The organism is Terribacillus saccharophilus (assembly GCF_000725365.1).
Classification (GTDB): Bacteria; Bacillota; Bacilli; order Bacillales; family Amphibacillaceae; genus Terribacillus; species Terribacillus saccharophilus.
The window spans coordinates 1478453-1493748 of the sequence record NZ_CP008876.1 but is presented as its reverse complement, the minus strand read 5'-3'; the positions used below and the strand labels follow the sequence as shown (position 1 = coordinate 1493748).

Genomic DNA, 15296 nt, shown 5'->3' with positions numbered 1-15296 from the left:
CAAAAAAACCTCCACAGCTTAAAGTGTGGAGGTCTATTTCGAATTAGTTGACTTCGATTGTCCAGCCGAATGTATCTTCTAGCTCGCCCTTTTGGATACCTACGATCGTATCATAGACGCGCTTAGCAACTTCACCAGTAACGCCATTGTTGATATCGTATGTTTCACCCTCATAGAAGAGCTTGCCGACTGGCGAAATGACTGCCGCTGTTCCAGTACCGAACGCCTCTTCCAGTTTGCCTTCTTTCTGCGCTTGAACCACCTCTGCAATAGAGACGCGGCGTTCTGTTACTGGATAGCCCCAGTGCTTCAGTAAATGAAGGACACTGTCACGTGTAACACCTTGCAGAATGCTGCCGTTCAGCTGTGGTGTAACGATTTCACCATCAATTTTAAAGAATACATTCATACTGCCGACTTCCTCGATGTATTTCTTCTCCACACCATCCAGCCAAAGAACCTGAGAGAACCCAGATGCAGCTGCTACTTCTTGCGCTTTCAGGCTTGCTGCATAGTTTCCGCCTGTTTTCGCATCGCCAGTACCGCCTTTGACTGCACGTACATAGTCATTCTCCACTGCAATGCTTACCGGGTTAATACCTTCTTTGTAGTAAGCTCCTACAGGAGAAAGAATGATGATGAACTTGTAGCTGACAGATGCAGCTACGCCAAGGAACGGCTCCGTCGAAATGATGAACGGACGGATATAAAGTGAAGTTCCTTCTGCAGTCGGGATCCAATCTTTCTCGACCGAAATGAGCTGTCGCAATGCTTCTAATGCCACTTCCTCATCCAAACGCGGAATACATAGTCTGTCATTCGAACGGTTGATACGCTCGAAGTTCTTGTCTGGACGGAATAGCAACACCTTTCCTTCATTAGTCAAATAGGCTTTCAAGCCTTCAAATACAGTCTGGCCATAATGGAAACACATAGCTGCCGGATCAAGCTCCAGCGGCGCATATGGCACAATCTGCGGATCATGCCAGCCTGTTTCTGCTGTATAATCCATTGTGAACATATGGTCAGTGAATACCTTTCCGAATTGAAGCGTGCTTGCTTCCGGTTTCTGTTTAAGATTCTCACTGCGCGTAAATGCAAAAGTTTGTTGTTTCAAAGCTAGGACTCCCTGTCATTTAAGATTTTCTTTCTCTTTTCAGCTAAATTGTTTCTAATGATAGAATATTGCGACAACAATATCTTATCCAAAGATTATATAGGAGATTCCAAAGAGTTTCAACCTAAAATTTTAACAAAATCTCATTCTGTATGTTACGATGGACAAAGATCAGGGAAAAGAGAAGCAGACAAACAAAGGAGGTACGGGGTATGGAAACGGGTACAATTATGTGGATTATCTGCGGTATTATCATCATAGGCGCAATTGTGGTCGCCGCTGTTATGATCATGAAAGCTGTAAAATCAATGCTTGCAACAAAGAAAAAAATCGATAAGACAATGGCACCAATGCAAGCGGATATGCAGACAATCAAGCAAGAGCAGACAGTTTTGCAGCAGCATCAGAAAGATATCCAGTCTAATGTCCAGTCTATTTCAGAAGGATCAAAGACTGTTATTTCTTCCATTAAACAAGCACCTTCTGCATTGAAAGAGCAATTCAAGCAGACACAATTTGAAAGCAAATAACCAGCAGTCATTTGACTGCTGGTTTTCTTTTGTTTATGTAAGTTCATTTAGTTGACGGAGTACGCTTTCTGCTTGCTGCATAGCTCCTTTTACATCCATGAGCTCACCAGTGAATTCTTTGATGCTTTCCTCGGTACGGCTGCTTATTTGCTCATTACTTTGAGAATGTGTCATGATGTTCTCGAATTTCGATGTTACATCTCCTAGCTGTACAGTTCCATTAGCAATTAGATCTTCTGCCGTCTCCATGAATTTGCTCACATTACTAATCTGGGAATGTGTATCTTGAATCAAAGCTGTGACATCAGAAACAGATGATTTCGTTTCTTCTGCCAATTTCCGGACTTCACTTGCAACAACGGCAAAACCTTTCCCTTGTTCGCCTGCCCGTGCAGATTCAATGGAAGCATTAAGTGAAAGCAGATTCGTCTGCTCAGCAATACCTTCCACTAACACAACAATACTGCCGATTTTAGCAGCCGCTGTCTCAAGTGTCGTCAGCTCTTTTTGCACCATATTCATTTGCTCTCCGATATGCTGCATCCGTTGCTGCTGGGACAATAGTCCTGCTTGACCTTCCTCGGAATGGTTCACCACTTCTTTTGCTGTTTGTTTCGTTTCATTACTTTGTTCTGTCAGTTTTGATGAGAATGCGACCAGCTCTTCTACAGCCAGGTTCACTTTCAGGAATATGCTTGTAAGACTCTCGGAAGTCGCTTGTATACTTTCATACAATTTATCCTGTTTTTCGATATGCTCAATATGTACGCGTTCATGCTCGATATTATAAGCATCCAACACAATTTGCTGTTCGATGTTAAAGATCTTTGTCGTGGCCAGTACGACTGTGCGGTAGGTTGCGAAATCAGTGAGATGCTGTTCGAATATGGATAACATCTGCTGCAATAAATCCTGAAAAGCTCCCATATACCATTTCGGCTCCAGTCCAATCTTCGCATGAATCAACGCAATCCGTTTGCGCTTCTCTACATAGTCAGCATCAACTTTTCCATCAAACATTTCCTGTATATGACGCTTCAGCGTCTGCTTCAATCGTTCAACAGAACTATTGCTTTCGATGATATCGAGCAAATTATCCTGATTTGTGATGTTCTGGTAAAAACGGCTTACGATACTTTCAATCTCCGCACAAACTAGTGGCTGCAATCCTGTCAACACTCGAAGATCATCTTCTGTCAGATGAATCATATCAAGTTGTTTTTTTAGCTCACCCTCAATTTTTAATACTACATTCGCTTCTTTAGATAAATTTGTGTGTTCCACTGTTTCTGCTTGTCTCTCTTTTTTGCGTTTCAATAACATGCTGATCCTCCTCATTGAATCCCCCATCCCTTGTATATCGGATGAATAGAGGCATTATGAAGTTGTTCTGACAAAATACTGGCAGAAATCCTGACAAGTTGCTGGATTGCATTTTCTTCTGAAGGCATAATAAAAGCAGAACCTCCGTTAAACGGAAATTCTGCTTTATCATCAAGGTAATACAGTCTCACCCATAAGTTGAAGATCAACCTGTTTAGCAACGTCTCTGCCTTCATTGATAGCCCAGACGATTAAACTTTGTCCACGGCGGGCATCGCCAGCTGCGAAAACTTTATCTACATTCGTACGATAATCTCCGTAGGCTGCTTCCACGCGTTTGTTTGGTGTAACATTAACGCCAAACTCTGTAAGCAACGGTGTTTCTGTGCCTTCAAAGCCGATGGCGATCAATACAAGTTCAGCAGGCCATACTTTCTCAGATCCTTCGACTTCCTGGTAGACAAACATACCTTTATCATTACGTACTTTCTGCATATCAATAGTATGCAATTCTTTTAGATTGCCTTGCTCATCCTTGACGAATTTCGTTGTCTGGATAGAGTATTGGCGCGGATCTTCCCCGTAAACTGCTTTCGCTTCTTTATGCGCGTATTCCAAACCGAATACATGCGGATATTCTGGCCATTGATTATCCGCACTACGAGCAAGCGGCAACTGTGGGTGTTTACCGAATTGCGTAACGCTTTTCGCGCCTTGACGAACAGCCGTTGCGATACAGTCTGCACCAGTATCCCCGCCGCCGATGACAATAACATCTTTACCAGCCGCATCAAACTCAGGCTGAACAGCTAGTTTGTCATCAAGTAACGCTTTTGTTGAGACGGTTAGATAATCCATTGCGATATGAACACCTTTTGATTCTCTACCTTTGATTACAAGGTCACGCTGCTGCTGAGCTCCAGTACATAAGATAACAGCATCATATTGTTCACGAAGCTCTTCAGCAAGGATATCCTTACCGATTTCTGTGTTCAGGATAAAGTCAATACCTTCCTGACGCAGTAGGTTGATGCGGCGTTCTACCACTTCTTTTTCCAGCTTCATGTTCGGAATACCATACATGAGCAATCCGCCAGCACGGTCAGCACGCTCGTAGACAGTGACTGTGTGACCAGCTTGGTTCAGCTGATCAGCACTTGCCATTCCTGCAGGACCAGATCCAATGATAGCGACTCTTTTGCCAGTCCGTTTTTGCGGAATGCGCGGTGTAATCCAGCCATTTTCGAAGCCTTTATCGATGATTGCGCGTTCGATATTCTTGATGGCAACTGCCGGATCGCTGATTGCTACTGTACAGGAACCTTCACATGGCGCCGGGCATACACGACCAGTGAATTCCGGGAAATTATTCGTCAGCATCAATCTTTCTAATGCTTCCTTCCATTTACCCTTATACACAAGGTCGTTCCATTCCGGAATCAGGTTGTAAATCGGACAGCCTGACGTGGCGCCGCCAATCTCCATACCGATATGACAAAACGGTGTACCGCAGTCCATACAGCGGGCTCCCTGTGTCTTCAGCGTAGCATCAGAGAAAGGAGCGGCGTATTCGTTCCAGTCCCGGGTGCGTGTCTTTGGATCACGTTCATTTGCTTCTTCTCTTTTGTAGTCGATAAATCCGGTTGCTTTCCCCATACTTCCACCTCTTTCTTAATGTACTGCTGCAGGTTTCTCGGATTCTTTCACTGGTTTTGGCTGCTGATTTTTCAATACGAATGCTTCCATAACAGCTTCTTCCTGCGATAGTCCAAGCTCACGCTGTGCATCAATTTGATGCATCATGCTGCGGTAATCGATTGGAATCACTTTAACAAAGTAAGCTAGCTCCGCTTCCCAGTTCTCCAGGATGAAGGATGCTTTCTCACTATCTGTGTAAGCCGCATGCTTCTCAATAGTGCTGCGCAGCTCAGCGATCTCTCTTTCATCAGACAATTGTTCAAAGTCGATCATCTCTGTATTGCAAAGCTGTTTGAATGCTTCCCGGTCAGCCGTATGAATGTAGGCAATACCACCAGACATCCCCGCAGCAAAGTTTTTGCCAACTTCACCGAGTATAACAACCTTACCACCAGTCATATATTCACAGCCATGCTCCCCGATACCTTCTACAACAGCTGTTGCTCCACTATTCCGGACAGCAAATCGTTCTCCTGCCATACCGTTAATATATGCTTCACCAGAAGTCGCTCCATACAGCGCCACGTTACCAGCAATTACGTGCTTCGCAGCAGATGCTTGGAATTCCGACGGCTTCTTGACAATTAATTTCGCACCGGACAAACCTTTACCAACATAATCATTGGCATCTCCCGTTACTGTTAAGGTCATTCCCTTCGGCGTAAACGCGCCAAAGCTTTGACCAGCTGAACCATGGAAATGCAGAATCACTGCGTCTTCTGGAAGTCCTGCTTCTGCAAACTTCTTGCTGATTTCACTGCCAGCAAGTGTTCCTGCAACACGGTTGATATTGCGGATAGGAAGTTCAAGATTTACTTGTTTCTCACCAGATAACGCTTTTTCAATATGCGGCAAGATATCTGTTGTATCCAATGCGATATCAATCTTATGGTTTTGCGGCGTATTGTAAGTCCGAGCTCCGTCGATTTGATGCAGCAGTCTGCTTAAATCCAGCTGTCCTGCTTTCCAATGCGATTGTGCTCTTTCAGATACTTCAAGTACATCAGTACGGCCGACCATTTCTTCCATTGAACGGAAACCAAGCTCTGCCATAATTTCTCTTACTTCTTGAGCAATGAATGTCATGAAGTTTACAACATGATCAGGATCTCCCATGAATTTCTTACGAAGCTCAGGGTTTTGTGTTGCGATACCAACTGGGCATGTATCAATATGACAAACACGCATCATAACACAGCCAAGAACTACTAATGGAGCTGTTGCAAAACCGTACTCCTCTGCACCAAGCAATGCCGCCATAACAACATCACGGCCAGTCATCAACTTACCGTCGGTTTCCAAACGGACGCGGTCACGTAAACCATTCAGCATAAGCGTCTGGTGTGCTTCCGCTAATCCGATCTCCCATGGAAGACCAGCGTGTTTGATACTAGTTTTCGGTGATGCTCCTGTTCCACCGTCATAACCACTGATTACGATAACATCAGCAGCTCCTTTAGCTACACCGGCTGCAATCGTGCCGACGCCGCCTTTGGCAACCAATTTAACACTGATTCTTGCATCGCTATTTGCATTTTTCAAGTCGTGGATCAGCTGAGCCAAATCCTCAATACTGTAAATATCATGATGCGGCGGAGGTGAAATCAAACCAACACCTGGCGTCGATTTCCGAACGTCAGCAACCCATGGATATACTTTCTTGCCTGGAAGCTGTCCGCCTTCCCCAGGTTTTGCACCTTGCGCCACTTTGATTTGCAGTTCATTCGCCTGCACAAGATAAGAGCTCATAACTCCGAAACGGCCAGATGCAATCTGCTTGATGGCACTTCGGCGGAAATCACCATTCTCATCTGGCGTATAGCGCTTAGCATTTTCGCCGCCCTCACCGCTATTACTTTTTCCGCCTAGACGGTTCATTGCAATGGCTAATGCTTCATGCGCTTCTTCGCTGATAGAGCCAAATGACATAGCTCCTGTCTTGAAGCGTTTCACGATGCTTTCAACTGATTCAACTTCCTCAAGCGGGATCGCATTAGACTTCTTAAAATCAAACAAATTACGCAGGAAACCAAGCCGTTCTTTATCGGCAGCCTCCGTGTATTCTTTAAACAGATCATAGTTATCACGGCGACACGCCCATTGAAGTGTATGAATTGTTTTCGGATTGAACGCATGATGCTCACCGTTTTTACGCCACTGATATTCACTGCCTGTTTCCAACGCCGACGTTGTGGATTTATAAGCTGCGTGATGACGTTTTTTCGCTTCTTCTGCGATTGTTTTCAAGTTAATTCCATCAATCTGGGATGTTGTTCCTGTGAAGTACTTAGAAATAACACCATGACTGATACCAACTGCTTCAAAAATCTGCGCTCCACGGTAGCTTTGTACCGTACTGATGCCCATTTTTGACATAACCTTAACGACACCCTCGGTCATTGCTGCAGCATATTGTCTAACAGCTTCTGGATAAGTCAGCACGATATCTTCGTTATCAATGCTTTCCTTCAGTGTCGCATATGCCAAGTAAGGATGGATGGCATCTGCACCATATCCAAGAAGTGTAGCCACGTGATGCACTTCTCGTACTTCACCGGCAGAAGCGATCAAGCTGACCTTCGTCCGAAGACCTTTCCGGACAAGGTACTGATGCAAGCCGCTCACAGCGAGCAAAGTAGGAATCGGTACATAAATATCAGACATAAGACGGTCTGTTAGTACAAGTACACTGACACCTTTACTGATTGCCTCTTCTGCTTCCTGGAAAATACGTTCCATACTTTTCTTCAGATTCTCTCCGAACAATGTATGGATTTCCTGAAGCTTGAAATTGCCGCTTTGTTCAGAAACCAATTGTTCGAGCTGATTGTTTGTTATAACAGGTGATGCTAATTTAATTCGTCTGCAATTCGTTTCATCTGGATGAAGAAGATTGCCTTCTTTTCCAAGATAAGAAAGCGTACTTGTAACGATTTGCTCCCGATAAGCATCAATCGGCGGGTTTGTTACCTGAGCAAATAGCTGCTTGAAGTACTGGAATAGAGATTGAGGTCGATCAGACAGCACAGCTAGCGGTGTGTCATTCCCCATTGCTCCGATTGGATCTTTTCCTTCTGATACAAGCGGAACAATATACTTCTGTACATCTTCATATGTGTAGCCAAAAGCTTTCTGTTTCGTAACAAGGTCCTCAACAGCACTATCATCTGAAACTGTCTGATCATTTAGTTCTACAATGTTTTCATCCAGCCATTGCTGATAAGGTTCTTCTGCGGCCATTTCCTGTTTGATTTCCTCGTCAGAAATTAAACGGCCTTGCTCCATATCCAAAAGAAGCATCTTCCCAGGACTTAGACGGTCTTTCAATAGAATGTTTTCTTCTTCTACATCCAGCACGCCTACCTCTGAGGACAGAATCAAATGGTCATCCTTTGTTACGTAATATCGTCCTGGACGCAGACCATTACGATCAAGGACTGCACCGATTTGTTTACCGTTTGTGAACGAAATAGCCGTTGGGCCGTCCCATGGCTCCATCAGTGTGCTATGATAAGCGTAAAAAGCACGTTTTTCTTTATTCATATATGGGTTTTTATCCCATGGTTCTGGAATCATCATCATCGCGGCATGAGCTGGTTTGCGGCCAGCAAGAACGAAGAATTCAAAAGCATTATCCATGATGGAAGAATCGCTTCCGTCTGTATCTAGAATCGGCAGGATTTTTTCTGTGTCTTTGCCGAATGCTTTCGAAACGAACTGTTTCTGGCGGGCACGCATCCAGTTAACGTTACCTTGAAGCGTATTAATTTCCCCATTATGGATGAGATAACGGTTTGGATGGGCACGTTCCCAGCTTGGGAATGTATTCGTACTGAAACGAGAGTGCACAAGTGCAAACGCACTTTCAAATAACGGATCCTGTAAATCCAAGTAGAACTGATCCACTTGTACAGATGTCAGCATTCCTTTGTAGACGATTGTCTCACTGGAGAAGCTAGCGAAATACAGATGCTGCTGCATTTCTTTTGCTTCATTTTCCGCCTGTTTACGGATTACATACAGCTTACGCTCGAATGGAAGACCTTTTTCTGTGTTCTCTCCTTTGCCGACGAAAAGCTGACGGACGAAAGGTTTTACATCCTTCGCCATGATGCCGATGTGCGTGTCATCGACAGGTACCGTGCGCCAGCCGATTACGTGCTGACCTTCTGCTTCTACAAAGGCGGTGATTTTACTTTCCAGCTCTTCCTGCTGAGCATCCTGTGTGTTGAAGAAAATCATGGCAACGCCGTATGAACCAGGCTCCGGTAACGAAAATTCAGTCTTTTCGGAAAAATAACGGTGTGGTAGCTGCACCATGATTCCTGCTCCGTCCCCTGATGCAGGATCGCTCCCTTGTCCGCCACGGTGATCAAGCTGGCACAGCAGCTGCAAACCTTTTTGGACAATATAATGAGCGGCTTTACCCTTCATATGTGCGTACAAACCGATTCCGCACGCGTCGTGCTCAAATTCCGGTCGGTATAAGCCTTGTGCTTTTGGTAGGAAATGAAATGCCATTATTAATCCCTCACTCTCTGTCTCGAACCGACATGTTGTCTTATAGTACATTGTAGGTTTTCTAATTGATCGAAACAATATATAATTTAGATAGAATCAATCTCATTTTGAGATAGATCGGGGGATTACCACATGGAATTACGTCAACTGCGCTATTTTATCGAGGTTGCACAGCGGGAGCATATGTCGGAAGCAGCCGAATATTTGCATGTTGCTCAGTCCGCCATCAGCCGGCAAATAAGTAATTTAGAGGATGAACTCGGAGTAGATCTGTTTGAACGGGAAGGCAGAAACGTCAAACTCACCAAAATCGGACGTACTTTCCTCTCCCATATCGAAACGGCCATGCAGGCAATCGATTATGCTAAAAAGCAAATCGACGAACATTTAGATCCAGAGCGAGGTTCAATTAAGATCGGCTTTCCAACCAGCTTGGCTGGTCAACTTCTGCCGACTGTCATTTATTCCTTCAAAGAAGCCTATCCGAACATCCAGTTTCAGCTTCGCCAAGGAACATATCAATTTCTAATCGAACAAGTGTCTCGCGGCGATATAGATATTGCCTTCATCGGCCCTGTTCCAAGGGACCACGATCGAATTGAAGGAGAAATCCTCTTCACTGAGAGCTTTTCTGCGCTTGTTCCAGTCGCGCACCGATTTGCAGAACGGGAGCAGCTACACTTAAAGGACTTGCAGAGCGAGCAGTTCGTACTATTTCCTGAAGGATTTAAACTGCGCCAGCTTGTGATGGATGGCTGCAAGAAAGCTGGATTTGAACCGACTGTGTCTTCAGAAGGGGAAGATTTGGATGCTATAAAAGGACTTGTTGCAGCCGGCATCGGCATCACTATTTTGCCAGAAAGTACATTCTATGATGCTACGCCCAGGATGACTACGAAAATACCAATTACGTTTCCCGAAGTCAGAAGGTCAGTCGGCGTCATCATACCGAAGGAGAGGCAAGTTGCGCCGTCTGAACGATTATTTTACGAATTCGTCCGGGATTTCTTTTCCCGCTTGCAGCAATTCAGATGAAAAAAAGAGATTGTGCATTTAGCACAATCTCTTTTTAATTTGCCAGCTGGTCGGCTGCACGCAATAAACGGCTTAGCTTTGTCAGTTCGAATTCTTCGAGCATGGCCTGTTTTTGCTTCTCATCTACTGCCCAAACAGCATCGACAAGCTCACAGCTGATTGGAACCTCGCAATGAATAGCAGCAAGTTTTCTGCTCAAATGCAAGTTGTCCAAATCCGATTCGATTTTTTTCCGCACACCTGCAGGAAGTTCTTCTAGATTCTCAAGCAGCTTATCAATATTTTTATATTGAGTAAGCAACTTAATAGCTGTCTTTTCACCAATACCTTTAACTCCTGGATAGTTATCGGAACTGTCCCCCATCAAGCCTTTCATATCAATAATTTGCGCTGGCGTCAGACCCTTTTGTTCAAAGAAGCTAGTTTCTTGGAATACTTCATAGTTGCCTTCGCCTTTTCTCATAATCGCAACATCAATATTCGGACGGACGAGCTGCAGCATATCCTGGTCACCGGTAAGAACGGTCACGTGATGTCCTTCAGATGCATAAAGGCTAGCCAATGTACCGATGCAATCGTCAGCTTCGTAATTCTTCAATCCGATATTTGGAATACCATAACCAGCAGCAACTTGCTTAACTGCTTCAAATTGCGGAATCAACTCAACAGGCGGTGCTTCGCGATTCCCTTTGTACGTATCCAGCATCTCACTGCGGAACGTTTTCGACCCCATATCCCAGCAAGCAGCAACATGAGTCGGTTCAAAATTATCAACAGCTGCAGCCAAATGACGGATAAAGCCATGTAAACCATTAGTTGGCATTCCCTTTGAATTAATCATGTAATAATTTCGGTAAGCAGTAGCATGAAATGCACGGAACAAAATCGCCATGCCATCTATTAATAAAATATGATTTTTCATACGTTTTTCATTGTCTCCTTCTTTTCTTTCATCCTTCTAGTTTACCATACTAGTACAAGTCATTTATATAGGGTAAAATAAGTCATATCGCACCAGGAAGGAGCTATTAATTATGACAACAAACTTTGCTAAAGCAACATTCGCAGGAGGATGCTTCTGGTGTATGGTAAAGCCGTTTGATCAATGGGACGGCGTTGAATCAGTCATCTCCGGCTATACTGGAGGACATGTCGAGAATCCGACATACGAACAAGTGAAAACAGGTACGACAGGACATTATGAAGCTGTCGAAATCACTTATGACCCTACGAAAATAACGTACAAGCAAATAGTGGATCTCTATTGGCCTCAAATCGATCCTACCGATGCAGGCGGCCAGTTCCAGGATCGCGGTGACCAATACCGAACAGCTATCTTCTATCATGATGATGTACAAGCAGAACTCGCACAGTTCTCCAAGAAAGCAATTGAAGAAAGCGGAAAGTTCAAGCAGCCGATTGTAACAGAGATTTTGCCTGCTTCTGTCTTCTACCCTGCTGAGGACTATCATCAGGACTTTTATAAGAAGGAAAAAGAAGCCTACGAAGAAGACCGCGCCAAATCCGGCCGTGATGAGTTCATCGAAGAACATTGGGATAAATAAGATACGAATAAATCAAGTTACAATAAATCAAGCAGGCATTTACCAATCAGCTTGGAATGCCTGCTTCTTTTATGTTTCATCATAAAATGGACGCTTACTTCCATTCAGCCCTTCTTGGACTTCCTACCAAAGTAAAACTTTACTCCTCCAACAAACAAGTAGCCTACCAAAGAGATGATAAAACAATTGATTGTTCGGAAACATTCAAAGTTTTTCACCCCTTTTTAAGAGTAATGATTTCATTTCATCTTACAGTTTACATAATATTATTATGGTCAATTTCGTTCTTGATCAGCTCATATGATTTCCATTTTGCTTCTTTATCGTAGATGTTGGTAATCAGCATGAACTCGTCGGCTTGATATTCCTCCTGTAGCCTCTCCAGCTCTTCCCTAACCTTCGCAGGCGTTCCAATAACACAGCGCTTCCGGTTTTGACGGATTGTTTCTTTATCAGTTTCAGTAAGCTGTCGCTTTTGTATGAGGTCAGGTGAGGGAATCTGCGTATCTCGTCCCTTTCCGACACTCAGCAGCCAGTGATCCTGACTCTCCGCTAGTTCTTCCGCCTTCTCCTCTGTCTCTGCACATACAACAAATATACAAACAATACCATATGGCTTTTCCCTTGTGACAGACGGACGGAATTCTTCCTTATATATAGGCATTGCATCCGGCTTAGCAGGACTGATGAAGTGACCGAACACAAAACCGATGCCAAGTTCTGCCGCTCGCTTGGCACTGCCTTCCGATAAACCAAGTACCCACAAAGGTGCTGGCTCTTTGACACGCGGGGATGCTTTGATTGAACGATAGGCATGCTCGCGAGGAAGGGAATTATGTAGGAACCCTTGCAGTTCCTCTAGCTTTCTCGGAAATTCACCCATCCCGCTTTCTGCCCCATCTGCCAAAGCACTTCGGGTCTGTTCAGTTCCGCCAGGCGAACGGCCAACACCAAGATCCACTCGCCCAGGAAAAAGTCCGGCTATTGTATGAAAAGTTTCTGCCACTTTTAAAGGACTATACTGCGGCAGTAGCACGCCGCCTGTACCAACTTTTATTTTATTCGTCGCACTAGCAATCCGCGTTGCCATAATTTCAGGCGCGACGCTAACTAAACCATTTGTATTATGATGCTCTGCAAACCAATAGCGCTCATAGCCTAATATCTCTGCGTGCTGAGCCAGTTCTACACTTTCCTGCAGTGCTTCTTCTGGCGTTACACCTCTTCTGACCGGTGCCTGATCTAATACGCTAAGCTTCATGCGCCCACCTCTTCTCTGCTCTTCTCCTTTTTATTTTAGGTAAAGTGGTAGGAAGCATACAAGATATTCGCTCAATAACGCTAAAGGTACTTTTCAAGGGAGATATCGTAAACACTCAAATCAGGTAACTTAGGTTAATATTTTTCGCTCTAAAGTATCCTCTACCAAGGACCAGGCTTCATGACAGCTTGGAGATGTGATGAACGGTTTAAATCCATGATTTAAATACATATTAATCGCTTGGTAACTTGTTGTTTGCGAAGTAAGATAGGCCTTTGAATGATAGTTGGCCAAGATATTCATAGCTGCACTTAGCAAAGGTTTGGATAGTTTTTTTCCTTGGTATGCAGGAACAATTCCCACCCAATGAATTCTCCCTAATATTTCTTCATCGTCTTTTAAGTTTCCATACCATGCCGTTGTGGTTCCAATCACTTCTCCATGTTCATTCTCAATGAACACACACCTACTTGTCATTTCATCAATATAGGCCCCAAATTCTTTATGAAAGTATTCTAGTGCAGATTCTTTATTTTCAAATTCATCTACACTTGCTTCCACACGTGCCCAATGATGTTCATCACCTTTCTCAAATAACCTAATTCGATATCCATCAGGAAGCGGATATTGAGGAATATGCAACAAATCTTCTCTCGCCATACTAAGAGAAATTCTTTTCATTTAAGTCAGCTCCTTATTCGATTCTATGCCTTGTCCATCGAGGCCCAAATGATTCGATTCACTATTTATGTATTCTGAGAAAAGAGTGTTTAATCTTAACCCTTTCTTTAAAAATACTCTGGAGTGTCATATTTGTTACCTTGTGCTGCGTCAAGTGACAATCGCAACCTAAACTCCCTATGATTACGTTTTCATTATAAGGCATTCAGAAAAGTAAATCACAACTTCATTACTTTTTTCATTCAGGTTATGCAGGGAGGTATTGGAAGAAACAGGAGTAACCATTGAGCCCATCTGTGTAACAGGTGTTTATACAACGTAATAAGTCATCTATTATGTGATGTACAAGGTGACATAAGAAGGAGGACAACAGAAAAAACAGCCAGAAGAGATCAAAGAGGCCGAATTCATAAAGCTTACAGAGGAAAATATCGGCGAATATATAACCCGTCCACATATAAAGTCTCGTACACTGGACTGCCTAAATTGGAATCATTCCGTTTCTTATGAAGCATGGGAAGTACAACCTTATGAGCGTCTAAAAAGACTCGATCCTCATGTAAGCCCTAATCAGGATTGAGAATGACTATCCACGAACAGTGAAATGCCCAGTTTTACTCCTGATGTTATTCAAAAAAGAGTGCAGAAATCTGCACTCTCACAAGACACAACTATCAGAACTTACTTAAATCCGGATAACCGCTAACCTCCCATGCCCCATCCACTACTAAACTTGTACCATTTATATAACTTGCATCCTCGCTTACAAGAAATATGGAAGGCTTAGCAATTTCTGTCGGGGTTGCTGCCCGCTGCATTGGAATTCTCTCCATAAACGCTTCATTCAATGACTTGTCTTCGGTAAAGTTGGTTGTAAGAGGCGTTTCTACTAGACCCGGCAGAATAGCATTCACCCTTATATTGTAACGAGCTAGCTCCAAAGCCCCGTTTTTGGTCAGCATCTCCACCGCAGACTTGGCTGAAGCGTACGCAGCACCTCCATACATTGGTACATGGGCATTTAGGGAGGAGATATTCACAATGGCCCCCTGATTTTGCTTTTTCATTTGAGCTGCCTGATGCTTCATTCCTAGAAAAACACCATGTAAAATAAGGTCTGTGGTAAAGCGCCAATCTTCTTCAGAAATATCAGTTATCGTTCCAGATTTATTAGCACCCGCAACATTAAAAGCAAAATCAATTTGTCCAAACTGTTCTACTGCTTGCTTCACAAGTGCTTCCTGATCAGCCGACTTTGTAACGTCCGTTTTAACTCCAATAAAGCTATCCCCTAATTCTTCTTTTAACTGTGTAAGTTTTTCTTCATTTACGTCAGCACCCAAAACGGTGGCTCCGTTTTTCAATAATTGTTCCGAGATTGCATATCCAATACCTGAAGCCGCTCCAGTAACTATTGCAATTTTCCCATCAAATGTATACGCATTCATTTTTATCCCTCCAGTAAAATAGGTCCTTATTTCTATTACCTTTTACTGGGTATATAAAACATATGTAACTATTTAAATGTGTTCTATAGCTATCAAGATTCAAGTAAACATTGATAG

The 15296-nt window shown here is 43.6% G+C and carries 11 protein-coding genes; 3 read left to right on the top strand and 8 right to left on the bottom strand.

Annotation, left to right across the window (positions count from 1 at the left end):
* Window positions 1–43 precede the first annotated feature (43 nt).
* Window positions 44–1117 (bottom strand): branched-chain amino acid aminotransferase, encoded by a 1074-nt coding sequence (locus GZ22_RS07520; protein WP_038560697.1) that lies wholly within the window; start codon window positions 1115–1117, stop codon window positions 44–46.
* Window positions 1118–1329: 212 nt separating this feature from the next.
* Here GZ22_RS07520 and GZ22_RS07515 point away from each other — a divergent pair, with 212 nt between their 5' ends.
* Entirely contained in the window at window positions 1330–1647 is a 318-nt protein-coding gene (locus GZ22_RS07515) for a hypothetical protein (protein WP_038560694.1), read from the top strand.
* Between the two features lie 33 nt (window positions 1648–1680).
* On the opposite strand, the gene GZ22_RS07510 is transcribed toward GZ22_RS07515, so the two are convergent.
* From GZ22_RS07510 to gltB, 3 genes are all read right to left on the bottom strand, one after another.
* Window positions 1681–2970, bottom strand: a complete 1290-nt coding sequence (locus GZ22_RS07510) for a globin-coupled sensor protein (protein ID WP_038560691.1) — start codon at window positions 2968–2970, stop codon at window positions 1681–1683.
* A gap of 171 nt (window positions 2971–3141) precedes the next feature.
* The gene (gene gltD, locus GZ22_RS07505; protein ID WP_038560688.1) at window positions 3142–4626 is read right to left on the bottom strand and encodes a glutamate synthase small subunit; all 1485 of its coding nucleotides are present in this window, start codon (window positions 4624–4626) and stop codon (window positions 3142–3144) included.
* 15 nt (window positions 4627–4641) lie between these two features.
* Window positions 4642–9189 (bottom strand): glutamate synthase large subunit, encoded by a 4548-nt coding sequence (gltB, locus tag GZ22_RS07500; protein ID WP_051748107.1) that lies wholly within the window; start codon window positions 9187–9189, stop codon window positions 4642–4644.
* A gap of 132 nt (window positions 9190–9321) precedes the next feature.
* Here gltB and gltC point away from each other — a divergent pair, with 132 nt between their 5' ends.
* The gene (gene gltC / locus GZ22_RS07495) at window positions 9322–10224 is read left to right on the top strand and encodes a glutamate biosynthesis transcriptional regulator GltC (RefSeq protein WP_038560685.1); all 903 of its coding nucleotides are present in this window, start codon (window positions 9322–9324) and stop codon (window positions 10222–10224) included.
* A gap of 34 nt (window positions 10225–10258) precedes the next feature.
* On the opposite strand, the gene GZ22_RS07490 is transcribed toward gltC, so the two are convergent.
* Complete coding sequence (locus GZ22_RS07490) at window positions 10259–11146, bottom strand: 5'-3' exonuclease (RefSeq protein ID WP_038560682.1); 888 nt, start codon at window positions 11144–11146, stop codon at window positions 10259–10261.
* Window positions 11147–11258: 112 nt separating this feature from the next.
* Here GZ22_RS07490 and msrA point away from each other — a divergent pair, with 112 nt between their 5' ends.
* Complete coding sequence (msrA, locus tag GZ22_RS07485; protein WP_038560679.1) at window positions 11259–11789, top strand: peptide-methionine (S)-S-oxide reductase MsrA; 531 nt, start codon at window positions 11259–11261, stop codon at window positions 11787–11789.
* A 256-nt stretch (window positions 11790–12045) separates the two neighbouring features.
* Here msrA and GZ22_RS07480 read toward each other — a convergent pair whose 3' ends face one another.
* From GZ22_RS07480 to GZ22_RS07470, 3 genes are all read right to left on the bottom strand, one after another.
* Window positions 12046–13050, bottom strand: coding sequence for an LLM class flavin-dependent oxidoreductase (locus GZ22_RS07480; protein WP_038560676.1), 1005 nt, complete (start codon window positions 13048–13050; stop codon window positions 12046–12048).
* Window positions 13051–13179: 129 nt separating this feature from the next.
* The gene (locus tag GZ22_RS07475) at window positions 13180–13731 is read right to left on the bottom strand and encodes a GNAT family N-acetyltransferase (RefSeq protein ID WP_038560673.1); all 552 of its coding nucleotides are present in this window, start codon (window positions 13729–13731) and stop codon (window positions 13180–13182) included.
* Window positions 13732–14405: 674 nt separating this feature from the next.
* Window positions 14406–15179 (bottom strand): SDR family NAD(P)-dependent oxidoreductase, encoded by a 774-nt coding sequence (locus GZ22_RS07470; RefSeq protein WP_038560670.1) that lies wholly within the window; start codon window positions 15177–15179, stop codon window positions 14406–14408.
* Window positions 15180–15296: the final 117 nt, after the last annotated feature.

What these genes read in the sequence shown, in the direction of transcription:
- GZ22_RS07515 (WP_038560694.1), top strand. Translation starts at nt 1,330, where the DNA reads ATGGAAACGGGTACAATTATGTGGATTATCTGCGGTATTATCATCATA.
- GZ22_RS07510 (WP_038560691.1), bottom strand. Translation starts at nt 2,970, where the DNA reads ATGTTATTGAAACGCAAAAAAGAGAGACAAGCAGAAACAGTGGAACAC.
- gltD (WP_038560688.1), bottom strand. Translation starts at nt 4,626, where the DNA reads ATGGGGAAAGCAACCGGATTTATCGACTACAAAAGAGAAGAAGCAAAT.
- gltB (WP_051748107.1), bottom strand. Translation starts at nt 9,189, where the DNA reads ATGGCATTTCATTTCCTACCAAAAGCACAAGGCTTATACCGACCGGAA.
- gltC (WP_038560685.1), top strand. Translation starts at nt 9,322, where the DNA reads ATGGAATTACGTCAACTGCGCTATTTTATCGAGGTTGCACAGCGGGAG.
- GZ22_RS07490 (WP_038560682.1), bottom strand. Translation starts at nt 11,146, where the DNA reads ATGAAAAATCATATTTTATTAATAGATGGCATGGCGATTTTGTTCCGT.
- msrA (WP_038560679.1), top strand. Translation starts at nt 11,259, where the DNA reads ATGACAACAAACTTTGCTAAAGCAACATTCGCAGGAGGATGCTTCTGG.
- GZ22_RS07480 (WP_038560676.1), bottom strand. Translation starts at nt 13,050, where the DNA reads ATGAAGCTTAGCGTATTAGATCAGGCACCGGTCAGAAGAGGTGTAACG.
- GZ22_RS07475 (WP_038560673.1), bottom strand. Translation starts at nt 13,731, where the DNA reads ATGAAAAGAATTTCTCTTAGTATGGCGAGAGAAGATTTGTTGCATATT.
- GZ22_RS07470 (WP_038560670.1), bottom strand. Translation starts at nt 15,179, where the DNA reads ATGAATGCGTATACATTTGATGGGAAAATTGCAATAGTTACTGGAGCG.